This is a genomic window from Streptomyces sp. NPDC046335, assembly GCF_055587985.1.
The window spans coordinates 210,925-236,169 of record NZ_JBVJFF010000012.1 but is presented as its reverse complement, the minus strand read 5'-3'; the positions used below and the strand labels follow the sequence as shown (position 1 = coordinate 236,169).

Genomic DNA, 25,245 nt, shown 5'->3' with positions numbered 1-25,245 from the left:
TCGTCCTCCCCAGGTGGGTAAGTATTCACTCACCCCTAGGGTGGGTAAGTACTCACTCACTCGTCAAGTCTGGTTGGACGGCACATGCAGCAGAAGCCCACCAGGGCCCGCATCCTGGACGCGGCACACGAACTGATGCTGACCCTCGGCCTCTCCCGCGCCACCACCAAGGAGATCGCCAAGGCGGCCGGCTGCTCCGAAGCCGCGCTCTACAAGCATTTCGCGAACAAGGAGGAGCTGTTCGTGAGCGTCCTCCAGGAGCGGCTGCCCCGGCTCGGTCCGCTGCTCCAGCGCCTCACCGAGGAGCCGGGGGAGCGCGGCGTGGAGGAGAACCTCACGGAAATCGCGTGCCTGGCCAGCGATTTCTACGCCGAGAGCTTTCCGATCGCCGCGTCCCTGTACGCCGAGACCAAGCTCAAGCGCCGCCATGAGGACTCGCTCCAGCAGATGGGCAAGGGACCCCACGTCCCCATCGAGGCCCTGGACGCCTACCTCCGTGCCGAGCGCGACGCCGGCCGGATCGCCCCCGACGCCGACACCTTCGCGGCCGCCTCGCTGCTCCTGGGCGCCTGCGCGCAGCGCGCCTTCGCCTACGACGCCGTGATCGGCAAGCGGCCACCGCAGCCCGTCGAGGAGTTCGCGGCGGCCCTCGCCCGCACCCTCCTCGCGGGTGTCAGCCGCTGAGCCACTTGTCGACCCCGGCCAGCAGCCGCTCCCGTACGTCCACGGGCGCGGCCGAGCCGCGGACCGACTGCCGGGCCAGCTCGGCGAGCTCGGCGTCGTCGAAGCCGTGGTGCTCGCGCGCCAGCTCGTACTGGGCGGCGAGGCGGGACCCGAAGAGCAGCGGGTCGTCGGCGCCGAGCGCCATCGGCACCCCGGCGTCGAAGAGGGTCCGCAGAGGCACGTCCTCGGGCTTCTCGTAGACGCCGAGGGCGACGTTGGACGACGGACAGACCTCGCACGTCACGCCGCGGTCGGCGAGCCGCTTCAGGAGCCGCGGGTCCTCGGCCGCCCGCACCCCGTGCCCGATCCGCGCCGCGTGCAGGTCGTCGAGGCAGTCCCGCACCGAAGCGGGCCCCGTCAGCTCGCCGCCGTGCGGTGCCGCGAGGAGGCCGCCGTCCCGCGCGATGGCGAAGGCCCGGTCGAAGTCGCGCGCCATGCCGCGGCGTTCGTCGTTGGAGAGCCCGAAGCCGACGATGCCGCGATCGGCGTACCGCACCGCGAGCCGTGCCAGCGTGCGGGCGTCCAGGGGGTGCTTCATGCGGTTCGCGGCGACGAGTACGCGTATACCGAGGCCGGTGTCCCGCGAGGCGCTCTCGACCGCGTCCAGGATGATCTCCAGGGCCGGGATCAGACCGCCGAGCCGCGGCGCGTACGAGGTCGGGTCGACCTGGATCTCCAGCCACCCGGAGCCGTCCCGCAGATCCTCCTCGGCGGCCTCGCGCACCAGGCGCCGGATGTCATCGGGCTCGCGCAGACAGGAGCGGGCGGCGTCGTAGAGCCGCTGGAAGCGGAACCAGCCGCGCTCGTCGGTGGCGCGCAGCTTCGGCGGCTCGGCGCCGGTCAGCGCGTCCGGGAGGCGCACCCCGTACTTGTCGGCCAGGTCCAGCAGGGTCGCGGGCCGCATCGACCCGGTGAAGTGCAGGTGCAGATGGGCCTTGGGCAGCTCTCTTACGTCTCGTACACGCTCCATTGGAGGATCTTGCCGTACGCACGGGGGGTCCCGGAAGCCGCTTCCACCTTCGTGGCCTTCCCGAACGAAGAAACGGGCCGCCCCTCCGGAGAGAGACGGCCCGCACGCGCGCGTGCAGCGCGTTTTCCCGCGAGGCGGGTCGGTCCTCAGTCGCGCGCCTCGGCCAGCAGCTTCTGGACGCGCGAGACGCCCTCGACGAGGTCCTCGTCACCGAGCGCGTACGAAAGGCGCAGGTAACCCGGCGTCCCGAAGGCCTCACCGGGAACCACCGCGACCTCGGCCTCCTCCAGGATCAGCGCGGCCAGCTCCACGGAGTCCTGCGGGCGCTTGCCGCGGATCTCCTTGCCGATCAGGCCCTTCACCGAGGGGTAGACGTAGAAGGCGCCCTCGGGCTCGGGGCAGAGCACGCCCTCGATGTCGTTGAGCATCCGCACGATGGTCCTGCGGCGCCGGTCGAAGGCCTCGCGCATCTTGTCGACGGCGACCAGGTCGCCGGAGACGGCGGCGAGGGCCGCGGCCTGGGCCACGTTGGAGACGTTCGACGTGGCGTGCGACTGGAGGTTCGTCGCGGCCTTGACGACGTCCTTCGGGCCGATGATCCAGCCGACCCGCCAGCCCGTCATCGCGTACGTCTTGGCGACGCCGTTGACCACGACGCACTTGTCGCGCAGCTCGGGGAGGAGCGCGGGGAGCGAGGTGAACTTCGCGTCTCCGTAGACGAGGTGTTCGTAGATCTCGTCGGTCATGACCCACAGGCCGTGCTCGACGGCCCAGCGGCCGATCGCCTCGGCGTCGGCCTCGCTGTAGACGGCGCCCGTGGGGTTCGACGGGGAGACGAAAAGCACCATCTTGGTGCGCTCGGTGCGGGCGGCCTCCAGCTGCTCGACCGAGACGCGGTAGCCGGTGGTCTCGTCGGCGACGACCGGGACCGGGACACCGCCGGCGAGACGGATCGACTCCGGGTACGTCGTCCAGTAGGGAGCCGGGACGATGACCTCGTCACCCGGGTCGAGGATCGCGGCGAACGCCTCGTAGATGGCCTGCTTGCCGCCGTTGGTGACCAGGATCTGCGAGGCGTCCACCTCGTACCCCGAGTCGCGCAGGGTCTTGGCGGCGATCGCGGCCTTCAGCTCGGGGAGGCCCCCGGCCGGTGTGTAGCGGTGGAACTTCGGGTTCTTGCAGGCCTCGACGGCCGCCTCGACGATGTAGTCCGGAGTGGGGAAGTCGGGCTCGCCCGCGCCGAAGCCGATCACCGGGCGCCCGGCTGCCTTGAGGGCCTTGGCCTTGGCGTCGACGGCGAGGGTCGCGGACTCGGAGATCGCGCCGATGCGCGCGGACACCCGGCGCTCGGTCGGAGAAGTTGCAGCGCTCATGACCCCATCGTTCCAGACCCGAAAAGGCCCCGGTGCGGGGGTTTCCGGAGCATCGCCATCCATTCTGTTCGACGGAGCGCCGCGGACCACGTACACTCACTGCTCGTTGGCCCTCACCGGCCGCACCCTCTCCACGCACTCCGTGCATATGGGCGGATGCGGTAGGTTGGGGGAAATCAAAGGGTCGTAGCTCAATTGGTAGAGCACTGGTCTCCAAAACCAGCGGTTGGGGGTTCAAGTCCCTCCGGCCCTGCTACACACTCCTTCGCCAGGATGTGTGCGCATGTACGTACTGCAATGCACCGCCGTGCGGCTCAACCGGGCGCGGCACGGCCACGACCCGGAATCAGGTGAGGACGAGTGACGGACGCCGTGGGCTCCATCGACAAGCCTGATGCCCAGGACGAGGCGGCGGAGTCCCAGAGGAAGGCCCGCAAGGGCGGCAAGCGCGGCAAGAAGGGCCCCTTCGGCCGTCTCGCGCTCTTCTACCGCCAGATCATCGCGGAGCTCCGCAAGGTCGTCTGGCCGACTCGCAGTCAGCTCACGACCTACACCACAGTGGTGATTGTCTTCGTCGTCATCATGATCGGTCTCGTGACCGTGATTGACTATGGCTTCAGCCACGCTGTCAAGTACATCTTCGGCTGAGCCGAGAGCGAAGGGCGCCGTTCCCGGCGCCCCTTTCGCGTGTTCCACCCCATGTATCCAGGAAGAAGCAGCCACCGTGTCTGACCCGAACCTGAACGACGCCACCGAGTCGGTCGAGTCCGCTGAGGACGAGCTCGACATCGTCGAGGCGGCGGACGCCGAGGAGCCGGATCAGGCCGAGGCAGCCGACGCCGCCGTTGGCGACGCCGCCGAAGAGGCCGCCGTCCACCTGGAGGGTGACGCGGAGGCCACTGACGAGTCCGCCGAGGACGAGGCCACCTCCGAGGAGTCCGACGAGGACGAGGGCACCGACGCGGAGACCGCCGACGCGGAGGCCACCGACGAGGAGCCCGCCGAAGAGGCGTCCGAGCCGGTCGACCCGATCGTCGCCCTGCGCGAAGAGCTCCGCGCCCTCCCCGGCGAGTGGTACGTCATCCACACGTACGCCGGTTACGAGAACCGCGTGAAGACCAACCTCGAGCAGCGCGCCGTCTCGCTCAACGTCGAGGACTTCATCTTCCAGGCCGAGGTGCCGCAGGAAGAGGTCGCCCAGATCAAGAACGGCGAGCGCAAGACCGTCCGCCAGAACAAGCTCCCCGGCTACGTGCTGGTGCGCATGGACCTGACGAACGAGTCCTGGGGCGTCGTCCGCAACACGCCCGGCGTCACCGGCTTCGTGGGCAACGCCTACGACCCGTACCCGCTGACCCTGGACGAGATCGTCAAGATGCTCGCCCCGGAGGCCGAGGAGAAGGCCGCCCGCGAGGCCGCCGAGGCCGAGGGCAAGCCGGCTCCGGCCCGCAAGCTCGAGGTCCAGGTGCTCGACTTCGAGGTCGGCGACTCGGTCACCGTCACCGACGGCCCGTTCGCGACGCTCCAGGCGACGATCAACGAGATCAACGCCGACTCGAAGAAGGTCAAGGGCCTCGTCGAGATCTTCGGCCGCGAGACCCCGGTCGAGCTCAGCTTCGACCAGATCCAGAAGAACTGATCCAAGAGGTACCGGCTACCTCTGGAACACACGCCTCCGACCAGGTCAGACGGGCTGCTGAAGCCCGTCTGACCTGCTCGGTTTTTAGCTGCACGACCATACCCGTTATCGTTGTGCGGTATGCCTCCATCCGGATGACCGGATGGCTGGCTGAAAACTCTCACTAGGACCCGGAGAGAGCAATGCCTCCCAAGAAGAAGAAGGTCACGGGGCTCATCAAGCTCCAGATCCAGGCCGGCGCGGCCAACCCGGCTCCGCCGGTCGGCCCCGCGCTGGGCCAGCACGGCGTCAACATCATGGAGTTCTGCAAGGCGTACAACGCCGCGACCGAGTCGCAGCGTGGCTGGGTGATCCCGGTGGAGATCACGGTCTACGAAGACCGCTCCTTCACCTTCATCACCAAGACGCCGCCGGCCGCCAAGATGATCCTGAAGGCCGCTGGTGTCGAGAAGGGCTCCGGCGAGCCCCACAAGACCAAGGTCGCCAAGATCACCGAGGCCCAGGTGCGTGAGATCGCCACCACCAAGATGGAGGACCTCAACGCCAACGACCTGGACGCCGCGTCGAAGATCATCGCCGGCACCGCCCGTTCCATGGGCATCACGGTCGAGGGCTGAGACCCTTCCCCGTCTGACCTCTCAGTGGTAGGGCCACGCGCCGGCCCGCACCACGACTCCGTACCTGAGCCAACACAGGAGCAGAAGTGAAGCGCAGCAAGACTCTCCGCGCTGCGGACGCCAAGATCGACCGGGAGAAGCTGTACGCCCCGCTCGAGGCCGTCCGTCTCGCCAAGGAGACCTCCTCGACCAAGTTCGACGGCACCGTCGAGGTCGCCATGCGTCTGGGTGTCGACCCGCGCAAGGCCGACCAGATGGTCCGCGGCACCGTGAACCTCCCGCACGGCACCGGCAAGACCGCCCGGGTCCTGGTCTTCGCGACCGGTGACCGTGCTGCGGCCGCGGAAGCCGCTGGAGCCGACATCGTCGGCGCCGACGAGCTCATCGACGAGGTCGCGAAGGGCCGCCTGGACTTCGACGCCGTCGTCGCCACCCCGGACCTCATGGGCAAGGTCGGCCGCCTCGGCCGCGTGCTCGGTCCGCGTGGTCTGATGCCGAACCCGAAGACCGGCACCGTGACCCCCGATGTCGTGAAGGCTGTCAACGACATCAAGGGCGGCAAGATCGAGTTCCGCGTCGACAAGCACTCGAACCTGCACTTCATCATCGGCAAGGTGTCCTTCGACGACACCAAGCTGGTGGAGAACTACGCCGCGGCCCTGGAGGAGATCCTCCGTCTGAAGCCGTCGGCCGCCAAGGGTCGTTACATCAAGAAGGCCGCCATCGCCACCACGATGGGCCCCGGCATTCCGCTGGACTCGAACCGCACCCGCAACCTCCTCGTCGAGGAGGACCCGGCCGCCGTCTGATCCTGACGGCAGCCGCGTCGCGCACGCGTTCTGTGGACGGGCCCCGCAACCTTTCGAGGTGCGGGGCCCGTCCTGTTTTCGTACGGGGCACACGCGGGTGTGCGGGCATATGGATACGTGTGTCAGTGGCTTGCGCTAGCGTGCGGGTCGTCGATCAAGTCAAGGGGTGGGACTACATGAACAGCACGACGTTGCGGCGTACGGGCCTCTCGATCGCGGTGGCCGCCGCGCTGACGGGCCTGGCAGCCTGCGGATCGGGCGACTCGGACGGTTCTTCCGACAAGGCCGGCGGTGCGGAAGACAAGGGCGGCATCAAGGTCAGCCCCATAGCCGCCCTGCGCACGGTCGAGAAGTCCACCGACAAGGCGGACACCGCCCGCGTGGACGGCACGACCAGCATGGGCTCGCAGGCCACGATGGACATGAAGGGGGTCATGGGCTGGTCCGACGGCATCACCGGCGAGGTCACGGTCTCCTTCACCGGTGGCGCCCAGGCGCAGCAGATGAAGCAGCTCGGCCAGTCCAAGCTCGACTACCGCTACCTGAAGAACGGCTTCTACGCGAACATGGGCGACACGTTCGCGGCCCAGGCGGGCGGCGGCAAGCACTGGGTCGAGTACGACTACGACACGCTGGCCGAGATGAGCGGCGCCGCGGGCGAGGCGTTCCAGGACCAGATGCAGAACAGCACGCCGAACCAGTCGGTGAAGATGCTGCTCGCCTCGGGTGACGTGAAGCGCGTGGGCGAGGAGAAGGTCCGCGGGACGAATGCCACCCACTACTCGGGCAAGGTCGACATCGCGGACTTCACCGCCAAGAACACGGACCTGGACGCGGACCAGATGTCCGAGCTGAAGAAGCAGTTCGAGCAGGTCGGCATGGAGACCGAGACCATCGACATCTGGGTCAACGACGACGACCTCCTCGTCAAGAAGATCGAGAAGGCCGACACGAAGACAGGCCCCTTCTCGCAGACCGCCTACTACAGCGACTACGGCACGCCGCTCTCCGTCGAGAAGCCCCCGGCCTCCGACACCATGAGCTTCAAGGACCTCATGGCGAAGCAGCCCGCGGCCTAGGCACCGGGCCCGCGTATCCCGGGCATATCCAGAAGCTGCCTGCCCACCCCTCGGGTACTCTCGGCTACCAGTACTTGTGTCGATGACGTGTGTTTCGATCATGCGTTCCTAGGGGTGGGGTCATGACTGCTGTTGTCGTACGTGGGAACCAGGGCCGCAAGAGGGTGGCGGGCGCCGTGCTCGCCACCGCGCTGCTCTGTACCGGCGCGGTCGCCTGTGGTGGCTCGGACGGCGAGAAGGACAAGGGCGACAAGGCCGGGGGGATCCAGTCCCAGTCGCAGGTCACCGAGGTCATCACGGCGGCCTACAAGAAGACGACGGCCGCCAAGTCGGCCAAGGTGCAGATGACCATGACCACGCCGCCCGGCAAGATGGGCAAGGCGATGGGCGGGTCGGGCGAGATGAAGATGTCCGGCGTCATGGGCTGGGACCCCACCGTCGTGGACATGACGATGTCGGGTTCCGCGCTCACCGAGGGTGACCCGGACGCGCCGGAGAAGATCCGGATGCTCATGAGCGACGACGTCATCTACGCGGACATGGGCGCCGCGGCCGCCAAGGACATGGGCGGCAAGCGCTGGATGAAGATGGACCTCGGCGCCATCGCCGAGCAGTCCGGCGACGACAAGCTCATGAAGCAGATGACCGGCAGCCTGGACAGCCTGTCCCAGGACCCGTCCAAGCAGCTCGCGATGCTCCTGGAGTCCCCGAACCTCAAGCACGCCGGTTCCGCCGAGGTCGACGGCGCGAAGACCCAGCGCTACAAGGGCCGTCTCACCGTCAAGGAGATGATGGAGACGAACGACGCCCTCGACGACGTGCTCAGCAAGAGCGAGAAGGACCAGCTCTTCAAGAACATCGAGAAGTCGGGCATCAAGGGCTACGACACCGAGGTCTGGGTCAACGAGGACGACTACCCGGTCCGCATGGACATCGACATCAAGAGCCCCGAGGGCACGGTCAAGACCTCCCAGAAGTTCTCCGACTACGGGACCGCCGCGAAGGTGACCGCCCCGCCGGCCGGTGAGACCTTCGACCTGATGGAGATGCTCAAGGAGCTCGGAAAGCTCGGCGAGGGCGACACCTCGGACACGGACGCCCTGGGTCTGGAGAGCGGCGTCTGACCGGATTTGCCTGACGCGGACCCGTTCGCGTACGCTTCCCCAGAAGCCAAAGACCGCTGGTCGTTGCCGTGCTCTCGCAAGAGGGGGCGGTGGCCGAAGGATCCGCTGAGACGGCGGACGACCCGCGCAGGTGACCGAGGAAGCACTCCCGGATCGATTGTGATCCGGTCGAGTTCACGCCCCGTGCGCCTGCGCCGGGGCGTTTCGTTTTGTCGGCCCCTTCTGAGCGGTCCTCATCACCCGGAAGGAGGCCGACGCTCTATGCCGACGCCCGACAAGGCTGCCGCGGTAGCCGAGCTCACGGACAAGTTCCGCAGCTCGAACGCCGCCGTGCTGACCGAGTACCGGGGTCTCACCGTGGCCCAGCTCAAGCAGCTGCGCCGTTCCCTCGGTGAAAACTCCGAGTACGCCGTGGTGAAGAACACGCTGACCAAGATCGCGGCCAACGAGGCCGGGATCAACACGCTGGACGACCTGTTCACGGGTCCGACGGCGGTTGCCTTCGTCACCGGTGACCCGGTGGAGTCGGCGAAGGGTCTTCGTGACTTCGCCAAGGACAACCCCAACCTCGTCATCAAGGGCGGTGTCCTTGACGGCAAGGCGCTGTCCGCCGACGAGTTCAAGAAGCTCGCGGACCTCGAGTCCCGCGAGGTTCTGCTCGCCAAGCTGGCCGGTGCCATGAAGGGCAAGCAGACGCAGACTGCGCAGCTCTTCCAGGCTCTGCCGTCGAAGTTCGTCCGCACCGCGGAAGCGCTTCGCGCCAAGAAGGCCGAGCAGGGCGGTGCCGAGTAATTCGGCTCGCGCATTGATCGTCGCCCGCTAGGGAGACGGTCGCAGCGGGCCGAACGTACGCCCGCCTTCATATACACCCGGCACCAGCCGAATTAGTGGAAGGATCGCCCATCATGGCGAAGCTCAGCCAGGAAGACCTGCTCGCCCAGTTCGAGGAGCTCACCCTCATCGAGCTCTCCGAGTTCGTGAAGGCCTTCGAGGAGAAGTTCGACGTCACCGCCGCCGCCGCGGTTGCCGCCGCCCCGGCCGGCCCGGCCGCCGCCGCCGAGGTCGCCGAGGAGCAGGACGAGTTCGACGTCATCCTCACCGGCGCCGGCGAGAAGAAGATCCAGGTCATCAAGGTCGTGCGTGAGCTGACCTCGCTGGGTCTCAAGGAGGCCAAGGACCTCGTCGACGGCACCCCGAAGCCGGTCCTCGAGAAGGTCGCCAAGGAGGCCGCCGAGAAGGCTGCCGAGTCCCTCAAGGCTGCCGGCGCCTCCGTCGAGGTCAAGTGACCTCAGGAGTCGTCTGACTCTCTTCACCGTACGTATGGCGGAAACGCTGTAACGCACGGGTCGCCAAAGGCGATCACCCATGTGGGTGGTCGCCTTTCGGCGTTCCTGGGCCACCCGTGGAGGTCGCCTTGCGATGTCGTACGCGACGAGTATGGTGATCTTCGTTGTGCCTAGGGACGGCCCGTGACGGTGACGTTCTCAGGGCCGAGTCGGGGCAAGGGGGCCTTGACGAACCGCACGCAGCGCGCAATTCTCAGGACGCGTCGTCACAACGATCCGCATCCGAGGCATGGATCGGCGACGAAGAGGGCAGTATCGATGTGCGTTGAGGACGTGGCTTGCAGCAGGGGTTGAGAACAACGAGGGTCTCCCAGAACCCGCACTGGACATCAGTGGGCCGTTTGGCTACACTGACCCTTTGCGCTGCCTGTTAGCTGCCTCCTGCCCGTCACCAGGGGCATGCCCATGCTTGAGCACCGTGGACCGAATCTTCCCTCACCTGGGAATTCTGTCCCTGTGTCCATCTTGGGACCGGTACGCGCGTAGTGAGTCCGAGCCCTCGGAAGGACCCCCTCTTGGCCGCCTCGCGCACTGCCTCGACCGCGAATACGAACAACGGCGCAAGCACCGCCCCGCTGCGCATTTCCTTTGCAAAGATCAAGGAGCCCCTCGAGGTTCCGAACCTTCTTGCGCTGCAGACCGAGAGCTTTGACTGGCTGCTCGGCAATGAAGCGTGGAAGGCTCGTGTCGAGGCGGCTCTGGACAGCGGACAGGACGTCCCCACCAAGTCCGGTCTGGAGGAGATCTTCGAGGAGATCTCCCCGATCGAGGACTTCTCCGGGTCGATGTCCCTGACGTTCCGCGACCACCGTTTCGAGCCTCCCAAGAACTCGATCGACGAGTGCAAGGAGCGCGACTTCACGTTCGCCGCCCCGCTCTTCGTCACCGCCGAGTTCACCAACAACGAGACCGGCGAGATCAAGTCCCAGACGGTCTTCATGGGCGATTTCCCGCTCATGACCAACAAGGGCACCTTCGTCATCAACGGCACCGAGCGTGTCGTCGTGTCGCAGCTGGTCCGTTCGCCGGGCGTCTACTTCGATTCCTCGATCGACAAGACGTCCGACAAGGACATCTTCTCCGCCAAGATCATCCCGTCCCGGGGTGCCTGGCTGGAGATGGAGATCGACAAGCGCGACATGGTCGGTGTCCGCATCGACCGCAAGCGCAAGCAGTCGGTCACCGTTCTGCTCAAGGCTCTCGGTTGGACGACCGAGCAGATCCTCGAGGAGTTCGGCGAGTACGAGTCCATGCGCGCCACCCTGGAGAAGGACCACACGCAGGGCCAGGACGACGCGCTGCTCGACATCTACCGCAAGCTCCGTCCGGGCGAGCCGCCGACCCGTGAGGCCGCTCAGACGCTGCTTGAGAACCTCTACTTCAACCCCAAGCGCTACGACCTCGCGAAGGTCGGCCGCTACAAGGTCAACAAGAAGCTGGGTGCGGACGCTCCGCTCGACGCGGGCATCCTCACGGTCGAGGACATCATCGCCTCGATCAAGTACCTGGTGAAGCTGCACGCCGGTGAGACCGAGACCGTTGGCGACAGCGGCACGTCGATCGTCGTCGAGACCGACGACATCGACCACTTCGGCAACCGTCGTCTGCGCAACGTCGGCGAGCTCATCCAGAACCAGGTCCGCACGGGTCTGGCTCGTATGGAGCGCGTCGTCCGCGAGCGGATGACGACCCAGGACGTCGAGGCGATCACGCCGCAGACCCTGATCAACATCCGGCCGGTCGTCGCCTCCATCAAGGAGTTCTTCGGCACCAGCCAGCTCTCGCAGTTCATGGACCAGAACAACCCGCTGTCGGGTCTCACCCACAAGCGCCGTCTGTCGGCGCTTGGCCCGGGTGGTCTCTCCCGTGAGCGGGCCGGCTTCGAGGTCCGTGACGTGCACCCGTCTCACTACGGCCGCATGTGCCCGATCGAGACGCCCGAAGGCCCGAACATCGGTCTGATCGGTTCGCTCGCCTCCTACGGCCGCGTCAACGCGTTCGGCTTCGTCGAGACGCCGTACCGCAAGGTCGTCGAGGGCCAGGTCACCGACGACGTCGACTACCTGACGGCCGACGAGGAGGACCGCTTCGTCATCGCGCAGGCCAACGCGCCGCTGACGGACGACTTCCACTTCGCTGAGGCCCGCGTCCTGATCCGCCGCCGCGGCGGCGAGATCGACTACGTGCCCGGCACGGACGTCGACTACATGGACGTCTCGCCGCGCCAGATGGTGTCGGTCGCGACCGCCATGATCCCGTTCCTCGAGCACGACGACGCCAACCGTGCCCTCATGGGCGCGAACATGATGCGTCAGGCCGTGCCGCTGATCACCGCCGAGGCTCCCCTCGTCGGCACCGGCATGGAGTACCGCTGCGCGGTCGACGCCGGTGACGTGATCAAGGCCGAGAAGGCGGGTGTGGTCCAGGAGGTCTCCGCGGACTACGTCACCGTCACCAACGACGACGGCACGTACACCACGTACCGCATCGCCAAGTTCTCCCGCTCGAACCAGGGCACCTCGGTCAACCAGAAGGTTGTCGTCGACGAGGGCGCCCGCGTGATCGAGGGCCAGGTCCTGGCCGACGGTCCCGCGACCGAAGAGGGCGAAATGGCCCTCGGCAAGAACCTGCTCGTGGCGTTCATGCCCTGGGAAGGTCACAACTACGAGGACGCGATCATCCTGTCGCAGCGCCTCGTACAGGACGACGTCCTCTCCTCGATCCACATCGAGGAGCACGAGGTCGACGCCCGTGACACCAAGCTCGGCCCGGAGGAGATCACCCGGGACATCCCGAACGTCTCCGAAGAGGTCCTCGCCGACCTCGACGAGCGCGGCATCATCCGTATCGGTGCCGAGGTCGTCGCAGGCGACATCCTCGTCGGCAAGGTCACGCCCAAGGGCGAGACCGAGCTGACGCCGGAGGAGCGCCTGCTCCGCGCGATCTTCGGTGAGAAGGCGCGCGAAGTGCGCGACACCTCGCTGAAGGTGCCGCACGGCGAGATCGGCAAGGTCATCGGCGTCCGCGTCTTCGACCGTGAAGAGGGCGACGAGCTGCCGCCGGGCGTGAACCAGCTGGTTCGTGTCTACGTGGCGCAGAAGCGCAAGATCACGGACGGTGACAAGCTCGCCGGCCGTCACGGCAACAAGGGCGTCATCTCGAAGATCCTGCCCATCGAGGACATGCCGTTCCTCGAGGACGGAACTCCGGTCGACATCATCCTGAACCCGCTGGGTGTGCCGTCCCGAATGAACCCGGGACAGGTCCTGGAGATCCACCTCGGCTGGCTCGCCAGCCGCGGCTGGGACGTCTCCGGCCTCGCGGACGAGTGGGCGCAGCGCCTCCAGGCCATCGGCGCCGACCAGGTCGACCCCGGCACGAACGTCGCGACCCCCGTCTTCGACGGTGCGCGCGAGGACGAGCTGGCCGGTCTGCTCGAGCACACGATCCCGAACCGCGACGGCGAGCGCATGGTGCTCCCGACCGGTAAGGCCCCGCTGTTCGACGGCCGCTCGGGTGAGCCCTTCCCGGAGCCGATCTCGGTCGGCTACATGTACATCCTCAAGCTCCACCACCTGGTCGACGACAAGCTCCACGCGCGTTCGACCGGCCCGTACTCCATGATCACCCAGCAGCCGCTGGGTGGTAAGGCTCAGTTCGGTGGCCAGCGCTTCGGTGAGATGGAGGTGTGGGCGCTGGAGGCATACGGCGCCGCGTACGCCCTCCAGGAGCTGCTGACGATCAAGTCCGACGACGTGACCGGCCGCGTGAAGGTCTACGAGGCCATCGTCAAGGGCGAGAACATCCCCGAGCCCGGCATCCCTGAGTCCTTCAAGGTGCTCATCAAGGAAATGCAGTCGCTCTGCCTCAACGTGGAGGTGCTGTCCTCGGACGGCATGTCCATCGAGATGCGCGACACCGACGAGGACGTCTTCCGCGCGGCGGAAGAGCTCGGTATCGACCTGTCCCGGCGCGAGCCGAGCAGCGTCGAAGAGGTCTGACGGGTTGGCCGGCCGGACCTCGTGTCCGGCCGGCTCTCCCCGGACCCGTTCAGACCATGATTGAGACTCGACCCCGAAAGAGGGATTGACGACAAAGTGCTCGACGTCAACTTCTTCGACGAGCTGCGGATCGGCCTTGCCACCGCGGACGACATCCGACAGTGGTCCCACGGCGAGGTCAAGAAGCCGGAGACCATCAACTACCGCACGCTCAAGCCCGAGAAGGACGGACTCTTCTGCGAGAAGATCTTCGGTCCGACCCGGGACTGGGAGTGCTACTGCGGCAAGTACAAGCGTGTCCGCTTCAAGGGCATCATCTGTGAGCGCTGTGGCGTAGAGGTCACTCGCGCCAAGGTGCGTCGTGAGCGGATGGGCCACATTGAGCTGGCCGCACCCGTCACGCACATCTGGTACTTCAAGGGCGTCCCGTCGCGCCTTGGCTACCTGCTCGACCTCGCCCCGAAGGACCTCGAAAAGGTCATCTACTTCGCGGCGTACATGATCACGTTCGTGGACGAGGAGCGTCGCACCCGCGACCTGCCCTCCCTGGAGGCGCACGTCTCCGTGGAGCGTCAGCAGGTCGAGAACCGCCGCGACTCCGACCTCGAAGCCCGCGCCAAGAAGCTCGAGACCGACCTGGCCGAGCTTGAGGCCGAGGGCGCCAAGGCCGACGTACGCCGCAAGGTGCGCGAAGGTGCCGAGCGTGAGATGAAGCAGCTGCGCGACCGTGCGCAGCGCGAGATCGACCGTCTCGACGAGGTGTGGAACCGCTTCAAGAACCTCAAGGTCCAGGACCTCGAGGGTGACGAGCTGCTCTACCGCGAGCTGCGTGACCGCTTCGGCACGTACTTCGACGGCTCCATGGGTGCCGCTGCCCTGCAGAAGCGCCTTGAGTCGTTCGACCTGGATGAGGAAGCCGAGCGGCTTCGCGAGATCATCCGTACCGGCAAGGGCCAGAAGAAGACCCGTGCGCTCAAGCGCCTCAAGGTCGTCTCCGCGTTCCTGCAGACCAGCAACAGCCCCAAGGGCATGGTGCTCGACTGCGTGCCGGTCATCCCGCCGGACCTGCGTCCGATGGTGCAGCTGGACGGTGGCCGCTTCGCGACCTCCGACCTGAACGACCTGTACCGCCGCGTGATCAACCGCAACAACCGCCTGAAGCGGCTTCTCGACCTCGGCGCGCCCGAGATCATCGTGAACAACGAGAAGCGCATGCTCCAGGAGGCCGTGGACGCCCTCTTCGACAACGGTCGTCGTGGTCGCCCGGTCACCGGTCCCGGCAACCGCCCGCTGAAGTCCCTGAGCGACATGCTCAAGGGCAAGCAGGGCCGCTTCCGTCAGAACCTTCTCGGTAAGCGTGTGGACTACTCCGCGCGTTCCGTGATCGTCGTCGGTCCGCAGCTGAAGCTGCACCAGTGTGGTCTGCCGAAGGCCATGGCGCTGGAGCTCTTCAAGCCGTTCGTGATGAAGCGCCTGGTCGACCTGAACCACGCGCAGAACATCAAGAGCGCCAAGCGGATGGTCGAGCGCGGCCGCACGGTCGTGTACGACGTCCTGGAAGAGGTCATCGCCGAGCACCCGGTTCTGCTGAACCGTGCGCCGACGCTGCACCGCCTCGGCATCCAGGCCTTCGAGCCGCAGCTGGTCGAGGGCAAGGCCATCCAGATCCACCCGCTCGTCTGCACCGCGTTCAACGCGGACTTCGACGGTGACCAGATGGCCGTGCACCTGCCGCTTTCGGCAGAGGCACAGGCCGAGGCCCGCATCCTGATGCTGTCCTCGAACAACATCCTCAAGCCCGCCGACGGCCGTCCGGTGACGATGCCGACCCAGGACATGGTCCTCGGTCTGTTCTTCCTCACCACCGACGGTGAGCTGCGGGACACCAAGGGCGAGGGCCGTGCGTTCGGTTCCACCGCCGAGGCGATGATGGCGTTCGACGCCGGGGAGCTCGCTCTCCAGTCGACCGTCGACATCCGCTTCCCGGTGGGCACCATCCCGCCGCGCGGCTGGACCCCGCCGGTCAGCGCCGAGGGCGAGGACTTCGGCGAGGAGCGTGCCTACCAGCCGGGTGACAGCTTCCGGCTGCGTACGTCCCTGGGCCGCGCGCTCTTCAACGAGCTGCTGCCCGAGGACTACCCGTTCGTCGACTACTCGGTGGGCAAGAAGCAGCTCTCCGAGATCGTCAACGACCTGGCGGAGCGCTACCCCAAGGTCATCGTGGCGGCGACGCTCGACAACCTGAAGGCGTCCGGCTTCTACTGGGCGACCCGTTCCGGCGTCACCGTGGCCATCTCCGACGTCGTCGTGCCCGAGGCCAAGAAGGCCATCGTCAAGGGCTACGAGGAGCAGGACGAGAAGGTCCAGAAGCAGTACGAGCGCGGTCTGATCACCAAGGACGAGCGCACGCAGGAGCTCATCGCGATCTGGACCAAGGCGACCAACGAGGTTGCCGAGGCGATGAACGCGAACTTCCCCAAGACGAACCCCATCTTCATGATGGTTGACTCGGGTGCCCGAGGAAACATGATGCAGATGCGTCAGATCGCCGGTATGCGTGGTCTGGTGTCGAACGCGAAGAACGAGACCATCCCGCGTCCGATCAAGGCCTCGTTCCGTGAGGGCCTGACCGTTCTCGAGTACTTCATCTCCACGCACGGTGCCCGTAAGGGTCTGGCGGACACGGCTCTCCGTACCGCCGACTCCGGTTACCTCACCCGTCGTCTGGTCGACGTCTCCCAGGACGTCATCATTCGCGAGGAGGACTGTGGCACCGAGCGCGGTCTGAAGCTCAAGATCGCGGTCAAGGGCGAGGACGGTGTGCTCCGCAAGACGGAGAACGTCGAGACCTCGGTGTACGCCCGCATGCTGGCCGAGGACGTCGTCATCGACGGCAAGGTCATCGCGCCGGCCAACGTCGACCTCGGTGACGTCCTCATCGACGCCCTGGTCGCCAACGGCGTCGAGGAGGTCAAGACCCGCTCGGTCCTGACCTGCGAGTCCGCGGTCGGCACCTGTGCCTTCTGCTACGGCCGTTCGCTCGCCACCGGCAAGCTGGTCGACATCGGTGAGGCGGTCGGCATCATCGCCGCCCAGTCCATCGGTGAGCCCGGCACCCAGCTGACGATGCGTACCTTCCACACCGGTGGTGTGGCCGGTGACGACATCACCCAGGGTCTGCCCCGTGTCGTCGAGCTCTTCGAGGCTCGTACGCCCAAGGGTGTCGCCCCGATCTCCGAGTCCGCGGGCCGTGTCCGCATCGAGGAGACCGAGAAGACCAAGAAGCTCGTGGTCACGCCGGATGACGGCAGCGACGAGATTCCCTTCCCGATCTCGAAGCGTGCCAAGGTCCTCGTGCGTGAGGGTGACCACGTCGAGGTGGGCCAGAAGCTCACCTTCGGTGCCACCAACCCGCACGACGTGCTGCGGATCCTCGGTCAGCGCGCGGTCCAGGTCCACCTGGTCGGCGAAGTCCAGAAGGTCTACAACAGCCAGGGCGTGTCGATCCACGACAAGCACATCGAGATCATCATCCGGCAGATGCTGCGCCGCGTGACGATCATCGAGTCCGGCGACGCGGAGCTGCTGCCGGGCGAGCTCGTCGAGCGCTCGAAGTTCGAGACCGAGAACCGTCGTGTCGTGACGGAAGGCGGCCACCCGGCCTCCGGCCGTCCGCAGCTGATGGGTATCACCAAGGCCTCGCTTGCGACGGAGTCGTGGCTGTCCGCGGCTTCCTTCCAGGAGACGACCAGGGTCCTGACGGACGCGGCGATCAACGCCAAGTCCGACTCCCTGATCGGCCTCAAGGAGAACGTCATCATCGGTAAGCTCATCCCGGCCGGTACGGGTCTCTCCCGCTACCGCAACATCCGGGTCGAGCCGACCGAGGAGGCCAAGGCCGCGATGTACTCGGCCGTCGGCTACGACGACATCGACTACTCGCCCTTCGGGACGGGCTCGGGCCAGGCTGTGCCGCTGGAGGACTACGACTACGGTCCGTACAACCAGTAAGACCTGTTAGGTCGGTTCGAAGGGCGGTCACCTTTTGGGGTGACCGCCCTTCGGCGTGTCAGCGGTGCCCGTCCAAAGTGGCCTGGAGGTGGTACAGCCGGGTGTGCGGGTCGGGATGCGAGGAGAGCAGCCGGGTGGCCAGGCCCGGTGCCCGGAGTGGCGAGCCCAGCGCCGCTGCCGCGGCACGCTCGGACTCCTGGTTGTCGTGTTCCTTGCGGAGCACCGTCATGAGCTGCGGAGCGAAGCCGAGTGCGGCGGCGTGCCGGTCGGCGCGGAGCTCGGCCCTGCGGGCGACGGCCGCCACCAGGTAGGGCGTGGCGAGGGGCAGGAACACCAGGCCGTAGGTGGCCGTGGCCGCGGCGAGCACGGCGGCGCACAGCAGAGCGATCGTCACCGCTCGGGCCATGGCGGAGAGCCGGTCGGCCTGGGCGGCCAGCAGGCGCAGCAGCCACCAGGCGAGTCGTGCGGGCAGCGCGTACCAGTAGGCGAGCAGCGACGCCCACGCATGCCCTCGCGTGTGGTGCCCGAGTTCATGAGCGAGTACGCCCCCGAGCTGGCCGGAGGGCAGCGTCCTCAGTGAGTGGCTGGTGACTCCGACTATGTGCCCCGCGGCTGCCATGGCGTTGGTGTCGTCGCTGTCCTCGACCCACAGCTGATACGCGTCGCCGTTCACCCCGGCACGAGCCGTCACCTCACGCCAGATCGGCAAGAGCTGCCGCCGCTCCTCCGGAGTGGGATGGCGGAGGCCGAAGAACCAGCGGGCCATGGCGCGCTCACTCGGCCGGTGGAAGACCAGGGCTCCGCTCAGCGCCCAGCAGGACAGGGGCAGCCACCAGGGGATGCGTATGAGGCTGTCGAGGGCGTACGACAGGGCGAAGACCACGGCGGTGCTGATGAGCACCTGCGGGAGGTGGAGCAGCAGGCTGCCGAAGGCGAAGGCGTCCGCGTGGCGCTGGCGGGCCGCGATGTGCACTCGCCCTTTGCGGAAGGCGATCTCGTCCGGGTGGGGCCTCTCGGGTTCGTGGGGTGGGGACATGGGCGCTCCTTCCAGGGGCGGAGATCAGTTGGCGAGCAGCGATCCGGGGAGAAGCAGCGAGGCGCAGCCGAAGGCGATGAGGCCGGCGCGTACCCACAGGTGCTTGCGGGCCACGATGCGGCTGGTCTCGGCGAGGGCGGTGAGCAGGCCGTCGGCGGTGGCCTGCCCGGTCTCGGTGAGGGCCGTGCCGAGCCGGCCGGACCGGGAGGCGCGGTATACGTCGCCGAAGTAGGTCAGCGGTACGCCGGGCCGCCACCGGCTCCTGCGGTAGCGGGGCATCACGGCGAGCAGCAGCGCGAGCTGAGCGACGGCATGGGCGAGCAGCCCCGTCCACCACAAGGCACCCGCCTGGGGCGAGAGGGCGGCGGGGCTCCATCGGCTGCTCGTCAGCAGCCCGCCCAGCAGCCCGGCCGACATGCTCAGGGAACCGGCGAGCACGGTGGCTTTGGTGTCGGCGCGGGTGATCTCATTGCGGAGGTCGGCCAGGAGCTGGGCGCCCGCACGGAACTCGGAGCCGTGTACGGATGGAGTCACCGTGGTCATACCGGCGGCTCCGGCGGTTTCGGCGGTGACGAGGGGGCGCCGTCCTTCGGGGTGTCGGCCGGCTCCAGAATGGCCGCCATGCGCTGTGCGATCAGTTGGTGCGGTACCTCCAGCTCGTAGCCTTCGAGTTCCTTGCTCTCCAGTACCTGCTTGATCAAGTGGAGTTGGCTCTGTGCCAGCTCCGACTGGTCGGCCCGGAGGTGTTCGAGGACGAGGCCGGTGTCCCCGCGGTGCTCGGCCAGGTGCAGTGCCAGGGCGGCGGCTCCGCCCTTTGCCAGGAGATCGGTGTAGAACGTGACCTGGTCGGCCATGAGCCGCCGATTGTGCTGGTCGCGGGCCGTGGCCGCCTCGTACTCCGGTCGGGCGGCCATCACCTCGTGGCGCGCGGTGCGCAGCCGCTCCTGGAGCGCTCGTTCGGCGGCATCACGTCGTACGCGTACGGAACAGGTGACCCGCAGCCCCTCGGCGGCGCCGATGGCACCGGCCGCGTCCACCGCCCGCTGTACGGCCGGCTCGGCGTCCGCACTCGCGTTGATGGTGTGATCACGGCCGGCCGCACGCAGCAGCGGCAGCAGTTTCCGGGTCAGGAGGGCCGGTACGTCACGCTCCTGGCTGGCCACGAACTCGTCCGGGCGGATGACACGCCAGGTGACGTCGACGGCTGCCTCGAACTCGAAGCTGTCCTCCGTACTGGGCAGGTCGAGCCGCAGGGTGAAGGAGTGCGGGTCCGTGTTCACCTCGTACAGCGCCACGTACCTCCTGGTGCCGACCGGACGGGTCGGCGGCAGGAATGTCTCGTACGTTCCCTTTCGGGTCACGAACACCAGCGCGTGGTCGATGCGTCCCGAGAAGCGCCGTCCGCCGAGATGGAAGCGGGGCAGTTGCCACACCCTGAGCACGGGATCGGGTGACTGGTCCGCCGCCGGTGACGGGGGCTGCTCGATCCAGTCCGGTTCGTCGGGGCGGGGCTGTTCGGTCCGGTCGGGCTCGTCGGGGCGGGGCCTGGTGTCTTCCATGATCGGCCTCCTCACTCGCTGACCTGTTGCCGCGCGGAGACCGCTGCCAGCAGCCGTCCGGCCACCCGCGGCACGCTGCCGTCGGTGTCGTGCACCGTGCGCAGCAGATGGCTGACGCGACGGCGGTCGGTGGCCGTGGTCGCGAGGGCGGGGAGAAGCGCGGCCAGAGCGTCCTCCGACGACGGGTCCGTGTCGGCCTTGCACACCCAGGAGCGCAGGACGTCCAGTGCCTGGGACGTGCGTGCGCGGTCGTTGAGCGCGGCGCGCCACAGCGTGGCGAGATGCTGGTCCTCCTCGGAGCCGTCCGCCGTGGCCCGCGCGTACCAGTCGAGGACCAGCGGCCGTCCGGTGTCGTCGTCCCACTGCTCACAGGCGTGCACGAACGCGAGCAGGGCATGCGCGCGGACCGCGTGACCGTCGTCGGTCCGCCGGGCCAGCGCGTCGAGGACCGGGCCCTGCACGGCGAGGAGCAGCAGCTCCAGGGCGTCGGCGAGCTGTGCCTCCTCCTCGCCCTCCTGCTCCTCGTCGGCCCACCCCTGCTGCGCCGCGTCGAGCAGTGCCCGCAGAGCCTCTTTGTGGTGCACGGGGCCCAGCAGGCCGTAGGTCCGGAGAGCCGTCCAGCGGCGGCTCGCCTGGTCGCCTGTGCACCAGCCGTGGAGGATCGCCGGCACGGTGGGCACCTTGAGCAGGACCGAAAGGGTGAGGGCGTTGGCCGCTGTCAGCCAGGCGTTGAAGTTGTTCGCGTCGGCCCAGGGCTCGATGAGCAGGGCCAAGGCGGAGGGCAGGTCCGCGGTGGCGAGCAGCGCGGTGGCCGCGGCGGCGCGCGTGCGTACGAGAGGGCGGCCGTCCTTGGCCAGCTCCTTGATCCAGCCGACCAGCGCGGGGCGCGCCGAGGGGTGCAGGGTCCATACCTCGCGGAGCATGACGCGCGCGGTGCTGTCGTCCTGGAAAGCGGCGACGAACTGGGCGACCGCACCCCGCTCCGTGACTTCGGTGTCCATGTAGCCGTTGGCGCGCGCGAGTTGCAGCCGGTCGCTCCGCGAGCTGCCGAAGACGGGGATGCTGGGCAGCCGGCCGGGATCCTGGATCTTCTGCAACCGGGCGAAGAGCCGGTCACCGAGCTCGGCGGTCACCGCGTACGGGGCCCCGTCGAAGGCGGCCAGCGAGATGAGGAAGGCCTTGTCGAGGAGGTCCGGCTTCTCTTCGGTGAGCCATCGGTCGACCTGGGCGACGACCGCGGCCTCACCGTAGGCGGCGAGCTCGTCCTCGTCGGTCTCGCCTCGGTCCAGGGCCGCGAGCCGCTGCGCGAACTGGGCGGTCTCACCGGGTTGGCGCTCCCGGGCGAGGAACTCGTTGACGGGGGCCAGCGCCCGCAGCCGGGTCCAGGCGTCGGCACCGGTGAGTCGCGTGACATGGGAGCGCAGCATGGCTTCCGTGGAGGGGGGCTCCCAGCGGACGGAAGGCACGTCGCCGAGGGCGGCCGACGGCTCGACGGTGATCACCAGGTGTCCGCCGGTGCGTTCGAGGTGTTCGCGCAGACTCAGCAGGTGGAGTCTGCGCAGGGGCCTGCTCCGGCTGGTCACCAGGTCGCACAGGACGTAGCCGACCGCGCCGTCGAGCTGGAGGTGCAGCGAGGTGGGGGAGGTGCGGGGCTCCAGGTGGCGCAGGCGGCCGATGCCCAGACGCGAGAGCAGCATCATCGCGGCGCAACGACGGCCTGAGGCATGCCCTCCGGAGAGGACGACGACGCGCTCCGCCCGCAGGCGGGTGAGTGCCTCCTCGAAGCTGAGGCAACTCTGGAAGACGGCTTCCAGCTCGTCGATCTCGGCCTGGGGGACGGGCCCGGAGGCGGGCCCGTCGGTACTGCCGCCCGTCACCCCGAACTGGTAGACGACATTGCCTTGTACGTGGCCACCGCTGACCCCGTAGTGGTCGCGTCCCACCAGGCTGGAGGCGAAGGAAGGGCTGTGCTCGATGAGGTCCCGTCGGGCGGCCCACGCGTTCTGGCGCTGCTCCTGCGCTTCGGGCGTCTCCTCCTGCCCCTGCCCCTGCTTCTGCTCGGCGCCTTCGGCGTCCGTACGCTCCGCGGTGGCGGTGCCGGATGCTTCGTTCTGGGTCATCGGCCGTCCCCGGGGCCGAAGCGGTAGTGGATGCCGCCCTGTACATGGCCACCGCTGACCCCGTAGTGGTCGCGCCCGACGTTCGTGCTGTCGTGCCGCGCCATCTGGGAGGACCCGTTCGCGGCTGTCTCCTCGGACGAGGGAGGCGCCGCGGAGGCCGTGCCGTTCCCGCCGTTCTCGCCGTGCAGCCAGGCGGCCGTCGGCCCTTCCTTCGCCTCGACCGTGATGCGGTGGAACTCCTCGGGCCGCACCCCCACAGGGCCGTGCCGCACCACCCCCTGGTAGACGCCGTCGGACACGCACAGCACGCTGTGGTGGTCCTTGCGCCCCCGCAGTGCCTCACGGAGCGGGGCCGCGTCCAGGAGTCGGCAGGCGTGGTTGAGGTCCGAGCCCACCCAGCCGTTGAGCGCGTCCACGGCGACGTACCCGGTGGACAGCACGATGCGCAGGCGCATCCGGGCGCTGCTCGAGATGAGCCGGTTCTTGCTGTGCAGCAGCGCGGGGGTCTCGGTCAGCAGGGTCTTCAGGACCGCGTGGACGGGGACCTGGGCGTCGATGAGCTCCATCACGGAGTCGCCCCGGTCCGCTCGCAGCCGCGCGGTCTCACTGACGCCCGCCGCCGCGAGGGTCTCGTCCGCGACGTCGTACAGCACGCGCCGCAGGAAAGCCTGCTCCACGTCGTCGCGCTTGCCGAACTGCTCGATGTCGAAGAGCAGAATCGTGCGGTTCACGGGCTCGGTCATGTCTGCCTCTCGCCGGTTCGGTTCCGTCGAGCAGCACGATGGCGTGCCGGGGCCGAGACCACAGAGGGCCGATGACGCAGACGTTCTGTGACCGCGTGCACAGAGCGGCTGTCCGTAACGTGGCGCCTACTCGGCGCCGCGGCAGCGACTTCCGACGATGCGGCGCAGAATGTCCGGACGGACGACGATGACGCGGCGACGGCTCGTGACGACGACCTGCCGGTCCCGCAACTCCCTCAGGAGCCGGGCGACCGCCTCTCGCGAGGCCCCGACCGAACCGGCGAACTCCTGCTGGCTGAGCGGGACGGAGAGTTCGACACCCTCCTCCGTCCGGGTGCCATGGGTGCGTATGAGGTCGAGGAGCAGGACGGCGAGCCGTTCACGTACCGAGAGGGCCGCCCACTCCAGCCGCCGGCGGTCGGTCGAGCGCTGCCGGTCCGTGGCCAGGCCGAGCAGCTTGAGGGCCACCTGAGGGCTGCCGGTGAGAAAGCTGGTGAAGCGGCCCTGCTCGACGGCCATCGCCTCGACCTGCTCCAGCGCGGTCACGGTCGCCGAGCGGCTGCGTCCGCTGAGAGCGGAGCCCTCGCCGACGATGTCACCGGGGCCGCGCAGGGCCAGGAGGGCCTCGTAGCCGTTGGCCGCGGTCGCGGTGACCTTGGTCCAGCCCTTCAGGAGCAGGAGCACATGGCTCGACGGCTCCTCCTGGCGCATGATGACCCCGCGTGCGGGATAGTGCAGCGGGCGGCCGATGGCGAGCAGCGCGGTGCGGTCGTCCCTCTCCAGCCGTGCGAGGAACGGCACGCGGTCGTCCAAACCGTCGTCTTCCCCTACGCCCGACTGTCCCCCGACCATCCCGCCGCCCCCGTGTTCACGTGCGCCGTTGCCATCGAACCGGCAACCACTCAACGTACTTGAGGCGACCGCGCGGGTAACGGGCGACAACCGGCCGCTCTGGCCGAAGGCGGTCGCAGGCGACCCGAAAAGCCCGGCGTGTCTCCCCCCACCGCATTTGTTTTGACCAGACTCGATGAGGTAGGTACGCTCAGACCTTGTGCCTGGGGTGTGCCTGGGCTCGTGCGCGTGTCATCAACCGCAGCGCGGGTCCGTGAACGGCCACCGTAATCTGCGCTCCTTTCCGCTTGCGGCAGGGGTCCGCAGCATTCGACACACCCGACCGCGTGGGTCGGCGAATGTTCCAGGTTAGCTTTACTATTCGGCACACAGAAACCGGAGAAGTAGTGCCTACGATCCAGCAGCTGGTCCGTAAGGGCCGGCAGGACAAGGTCGAGAAGAACAAGACGCCCGCACTCGAGGGTTCGCCCCAGCGCCGTGGCGTCTGCACGCGTGTGTTCACGACCACCCCGAAGAAGCCGAACTCGGCCCTCCGTAAGGTCGCGCGTGTGCGTCTGACCTCCGGGATCGAGGTTACGGCCTACATTCCGGGTGAGGGACACAACCTGCAGGAGCACTCCATCGTGCTCGTGCGTGGTGGCCGTGTGAAGGACCTGCCTGGTGTTCGTTACAAGATCATCCGCGGCTCCCTCGACACCCAGGGTGTCAAGAACCGCAAGCAGGCCCGCAGCCGCTACGGCGCCAAGAAGGAGAAGTAAGAATGCCTCGTAAGGGCCCCGCCCCGAAGCGCCCGGTCATCATCGACCCGGTCTACGGTTCTCCTCTGGTGACCTCCCTCATCAACAAGGTGCTGCTGAACGGCAAGCGCTCCACCGCCGAGCGCATCGTGTACGGCGCCATGGAGGGCCTGAAGGAGAAGACCGGCAACGACCCGGTCATCACCCTCAAGCGCGCGCTCGAGAACATCAAGCCGACCCTCGAGGTCAAGTCCCGCCGTGTCGGTGGCGCGACCTACCAGGTCCCGATCGAGGTCAAGCCGGGCCGTGCGAACACGCTCGCCCTGCGCTGGCTGGTCGGTTACTCCCGCGCCCGTCGCGAGAAGACCATGACCGAGCGTCTGCTCAACGAGCTTCTCGACGCCTCCAACGGCCTCGGTGCCGCTGTGAAGAAGCGCGAGGACACCCACAAGATGGCCGAGTCCAACAAGGCCTTCGCGCACTACCGCTGGTAGTCGCTACCCACA

The 25,245-nt window shown here is 67.8% G+C and carries 21 protein-coding genes and 1 tRNA gene; 14 read left to right on the top strand and 8 right to left on the bottom strand.

Translation table 11 applies throughout. The features are described from left to right. The first annotated feature begins 84 nt into the window (after positions 1 to 84). Entirely contained in the window at positions 85 to 684 is a 600-nt protein-coding gene (locus ACZ6JY_RS29215) for a TetR/AcrR family transcriptional regulator (RefSeq protein ID WP_469200497.1), read from the top strand. Here ACZ6JY_RS29215 and ACZ6JY_RS29210 read toward each other — a convergent pair. Then, the gene (locus ACZ6JY_RS29210; RefSeq protein ID WP_469200495.1) at positions 674 to 1,693 is read right to left on the bottom strand and encodes an adenosine deaminase; all 1,020 of its coding nucleotides are present in this window, start codon (positions 1,691 to 1,693) and stop codon (positions 674 to 676) included. The two genes, ACZ6JY_RS29215 and ACZ6JY_RS29210, sit on opposite strands and share 11 nt — an antisense overlap. Positions 1,694 to 1,839: 146 nt before the next feature. Beyond that, positions 1,840 to 3,066: a pyridoxal phosphate-dependent aminotransferase gene (locus ACZ6JY_RS29205; RefSeq protein WP_469200492.1), complete on the bottom strand. Its 1,227-nt coding sequence runs from the start codon at positions 3,064 to 3,066 to the stop codon at positions 1,840 to 1,842. A gap of 180 nt (positions 3,067 to 3,246) precedes the next feature. Here ACZ6JY_RS29205 and ACZ6JY_RS29200 point away from each other — a divergent pair. The 11 genes from ACZ6JY_RS29200 to ACZ6JY_RS29150 all read left to right on the top strand — a co-directional run bounded on the left by ACZ6JY_RS29200 (position 3,247) and on the right by ACZ6JY_RS29150 (position 17,692). Next, a tRNA-Trp gene (locus ACZ6JY_RS29200) sits at positions 3,247 to 3,319 on the top strand. 107 nt (positions 3,320 to 3,426) lie between these two features. Continuing rightward, positions 3,427 to 3,714, top strand: coding sequence for a preprotein translocase subunit SecE (gene secE / locus ACZ6JY_RS29195; protein WP_469200490.1), 288 nt, complete (start codon positions 3,427 to 3,429; stop codon positions 3,712 to 3,714). 76 nt (positions 3,715 to 3,790) lie between these two features. Further along, entirely contained in the window at positions 3,791 to 4,705 is a 915-nt protein-coding gene (nusG, locus tag ACZ6JY_RS29190) for a transcription termination/antitermination protein NusG (RefSeq protein WP_469200488.1), read from the top strand. A gap of 182 nt (positions 4,706 to 4,887) precedes the next feature. Further along, positions 4,888 to 5,322, top strand: coding sequence for a 50S ribosomal protein L11 (gene rplK / locus ACZ6JY_RS29185; RefSeq protein WP_355803871.1), 435 nt, complete (start codon positions 4,888 to 4,890; stop codon positions 5,320 to 5,322). Between the two features lie 86 nt (positions 5,323 to 5,408). Next, positions 5,409 to 6,131 carry a 50S ribosomal protein L1 gene (rplA, locus tag ACZ6JY_RS29180; RefSeq protein WP_055547823.1) on the top strand — a complete coding sequence of 241 codons (723 nt, stop codon included), beginning with the start codon at positions 5,409 to 5,411 and terminating at the stop codon, positions 6,129 to 6,131. 176 nt (positions 6,132 to 6,307) lie between these two features. Next, entirely contained in the window at positions 6,308 to 7,210 is a 903-nt protein-coding gene (locus ACZ6JY_RS29175) for an SCO4651 family lipoprotein (RefSeq protein ID WP_469200485.1), read from the top strand. Between the two features lie 122 nt (positions 7,211 to 7,332). Then, positions 7,333 to 8,334 carry an SCO4651 family lipoprotein gene (locus ACZ6JY_RS29170; protein ID WP_469200483.1) on the top strand — a complete coding sequence of 334 codons (1,002 nt, stop codon included), beginning with the start codon at positions 7,333 to 7,335 and terminating at the stop codon, positions 8,332 to 8,334. 261 nt (positions 8,335 to 8,595) lie between these two features. Then, the gene (rplJ, locus tag ACZ6JY_RS29165; protein ID WP_469200481.1) at positions 8,596 to 9,126 is read left to right on the top strand and encodes a 50S ribosomal protein L10; all 531 of its coding nucleotides are present in this window, start codon (positions 8,596 to 8,598) and stop codon (positions 9,124 to 9,126) included. Positions 9,127 to 9,239: 113 nt separating this feature from the next. Then, a complete protein-coding gene (rplL, locus tag ACZ6JY_RS29160; RefSeq protein ID WP_160506646.1) occupies positions 9,240 to 9,620 on the top strand; it encodes a 50S ribosomal protein L7/L12 in 381 nt (126 codons plus the stop codon). 575 nt (positions 9,621 to 10,195) lie between these two features. Continuing rightward, positions 10,196 to 13,681: a DNA-directed RNA polymerase subunit beta gene (rpoB, locus tag ACZ6JY_RS29155; protein ID WP_469200478.1), complete on the top strand. Its 3,486-nt coding sequence runs from the start codon at positions 10,196 to 10,198 to the stop codon at positions 13,679 to 13,681. 96 nt (positions 13,682 to 13,777) lie between these two features. After that, a complete protein-coding gene (locus tag ACZ6JY_RS29150; protein WP_469200475.1) occupies positions 13,778 to 17,692 on the top strand; it encodes a DNA-directed RNA polymerase subunit beta' in 3,915 nt (1,304 codons plus the stop codon). 58 nt (positions 17,693 to 17,750) lie between these two features. On the opposite strand, the gene ACZ6JY_RS29145 is transcribed toward ACZ6JY_RS29150, so the two are convergent. The 6 genes from ACZ6JY_RS29145 to ACZ6JY_RS29120 form a co-directional block, all read right to left on the bottom strand. Next, a complete protein-coding gene (locus ACZ6JY_RS29145; RefSeq protein WP_469200473.1) occupies positions 17,751 to 18,728 on the bottom strand; it encodes a M48 family metalloprotease in 978 nt (325 codons plus the stop codon). A 24-nt stretch (positions 18,729 to 18,752) separates the two neighbouring features. Next, positions 18,753 to 19,271: a Pycsar system effector family protein gene (locus ACZ6JY_RS29140; protein WP_469200471.1), complete on the bottom strand. Its 519-nt coding sequence runs from the start codon at positions 19,269 to 19,271 to the stop codon at positions 18,753 to 18,755. Next, positions 19,268 to 20,287 carry a hypothetical protein gene (locus ACZ6JY_RS29135; protein WP_469200469.1) on the bottom strand — a complete coding sequence of 340 codons (1,020 nt, stop codon included), beginning with the start codon at positions 20,285 to 20,287 and terminating at the stop codon, positions 19,268 to 19,270. Before ACZ6JY_RS29135 ends, ACZ6JY_RS29140 begins: the two co-directional genes overlap by 4 nt. An 11-nt stretch (positions 20,288 to 20,298) precedes the next feature. Further along, complete coding sequence (locus ACZ6JY_RS29130; RefSeq protein ID WP_469200467.1) at positions 20,299 to 22,407, bottom strand: hypothetical protein; 2,109 nt, start codon at positions 22,405 to 22,407, stop codon at positions 20,299 to 20,301. Beyond that, the gene (locus tag ACZ6JY_RS29125) at positions 22,404 to 23,150 is read right to left on the bottom strand and encodes a hypothetical protein (protein ID WP_469200465.1); all 747 of its coding nucleotides are present in this window, start codon (positions 23,148 to 23,150) and stop codon (positions 22,404 to 22,406) included. Before ACZ6JY_RS29125 ends, ACZ6JY_RS29130 begins: the two co-directional genes overlap by 4 nt. 126 nt (positions 23,151 to 23,276) lie before the next feature. Beyond that, positions 23,277 to 24,002: a Crp/Fnr family transcriptional regulator gene (locus ACZ6JY_RS29120; RefSeq protein WP_469200463.1), complete on the bottom strand. Its 726-nt coding sequence runs from the start codon at positions 24,000 to 24,002 to the stop codon at positions 23,277 to 23,279. Positions 24,003 to 24,388: 386 nt separating this feature from the next. On the opposite strand from ACZ6JY_RS29120, the gene rpsL reads away from it, so the two are divergent. Both rpsL and rpsG read left to right on the top strand, forming a co-directional pair. Beyond that, positions 24,389 to 24,760 (top strand): 30S ribosomal protein S12, encoded by a 372-nt coding sequence (gene rpsL, locus ACZ6JY_RS29115; protein WP_003948652.1) that lies wholly within the window; start codon positions 24,389 to 24,391, stop codon positions 24,758 to 24,760. Positions 24,761 to 24,762: 2 nt separating this feature from the next. After that, positions 24,763 to 25,233 carry a 30S ribosomal protein S7 gene (gene rpsG / locus ACZ6JY_RS29110; protein ID WP_055553483.1) on the top strand — a complete coding sequence of 157 codons (471 nt, stop codon included), beginning with the start codon at positions 24,763 to 24,765 and terminating at the stop codon, positions 25,231 to 25,233. The last annotated feature ends 12 nt before the right edge of the window (positions 25,234 to 25,245 follow it).

Coding starts and splice junctions, on each gene's coding strand:
- ACZ6JY_RS29120 (WP_469200463.1), bottom strand. CDS start 24,002: ATGGTCGGGGGACAGTCGGGCGTAGGGGAAGACGACGGTTTGGACGAC.
- rpsG (WP_055553483.1), top strand. CDS start 24,763: ATGCCTCGTAAGGGCCCCGCCCCGAAGCGCCCGGTCATCATCGACCCG.
- ACZ6JY_RS29170 (WP_469200483.1), top strand. CDS start 7,333: ATGACTGCTGTTGTCGTACGTGGGAACCAGGGCCGCAAGAGGGTGGCG.
- ACZ6JY_RS29140 (WP_469200471.1), bottom strand. CDS start 19,271: ATGACCACGGTGACTCCATCCGTACACGGCTCCGAGTTCCGTGCGGGC.
- rplK (WP_355803871.1), top strand. CDS start 4,888: ATGCCTCCCAAGAAGAAGAAGGTCACGGGGCTCATCAAGCTCCAGATC.
- ACZ6JY_RS29215 (WP_469200497.1), top strand. CDS start 85: ATGCAGCAGAAGCCCACCAGGGCCCGCATCCTGGACGCGGCACACGAA.
- ACZ6JY_RS29125 (WP_469200465.1), bottom strand. CDS start 23,150: ATGACCGAGCCCGTGAACCGCACGATTCTGCTCTTCGACATCGAGCAG.
- ACZ6JY_RS29135 (WP_469200469.1), bottom strand. CDS start 20,287: ATGGAAGACACCAGGCCCCGCCCCGACGAGCCCGACCGGACCGAACAG.
- rplJ (WP_469200481.1), top strand. CDS start 8,596: ATGCCGACGCCCGACAAGGCTGCCGCGGTAGCCGAGCTCACGGACAAG.
- ACZ6JY_RS29210 (WP_469200495.1), bottom strand. CDS start 1,693: ATGGAGCGTGTACGAGACGTAAGAGAGCTGCCCAAGGCCCATCTGCAC.
- ACZ6JY_RS29145 (WP_469200473.1), bottom strand. CDS start 18,728: ATGTCCCCACCCCACGAACCCGAGAGGCCCCACCCGGACGAGATCGCC.
- ACZ6JY_RS29175 (WP_469200485.1), top strand. CDS start 6,308: ATGAACAGCACGACGTTGCGGCGTACGGGCCTCTCGATCGCGGTGGCC.
- ACZ6JY_RS29205 (WP_469200492.1), bottom strand. CDS start 3,066: ATGAGCGCTGCAACTTCTCCGACCGAGCGCCGGGTGTCCGCGCGCATC.
- ACZ6JY_RS29130 (WP_469200467.1), bottom strand. CDS start 22,407: ATGACCCAGAACGAAGCATCCGGCACCGCCACCGCGGAGCGTACGGAC.
- rplL (WP_160506646.1), top strand. CDS start 9,240: ATGGCGAAGCTCAGCCAGGAAGACCTGCTCGCCCAGTTCGAGGAGCTC.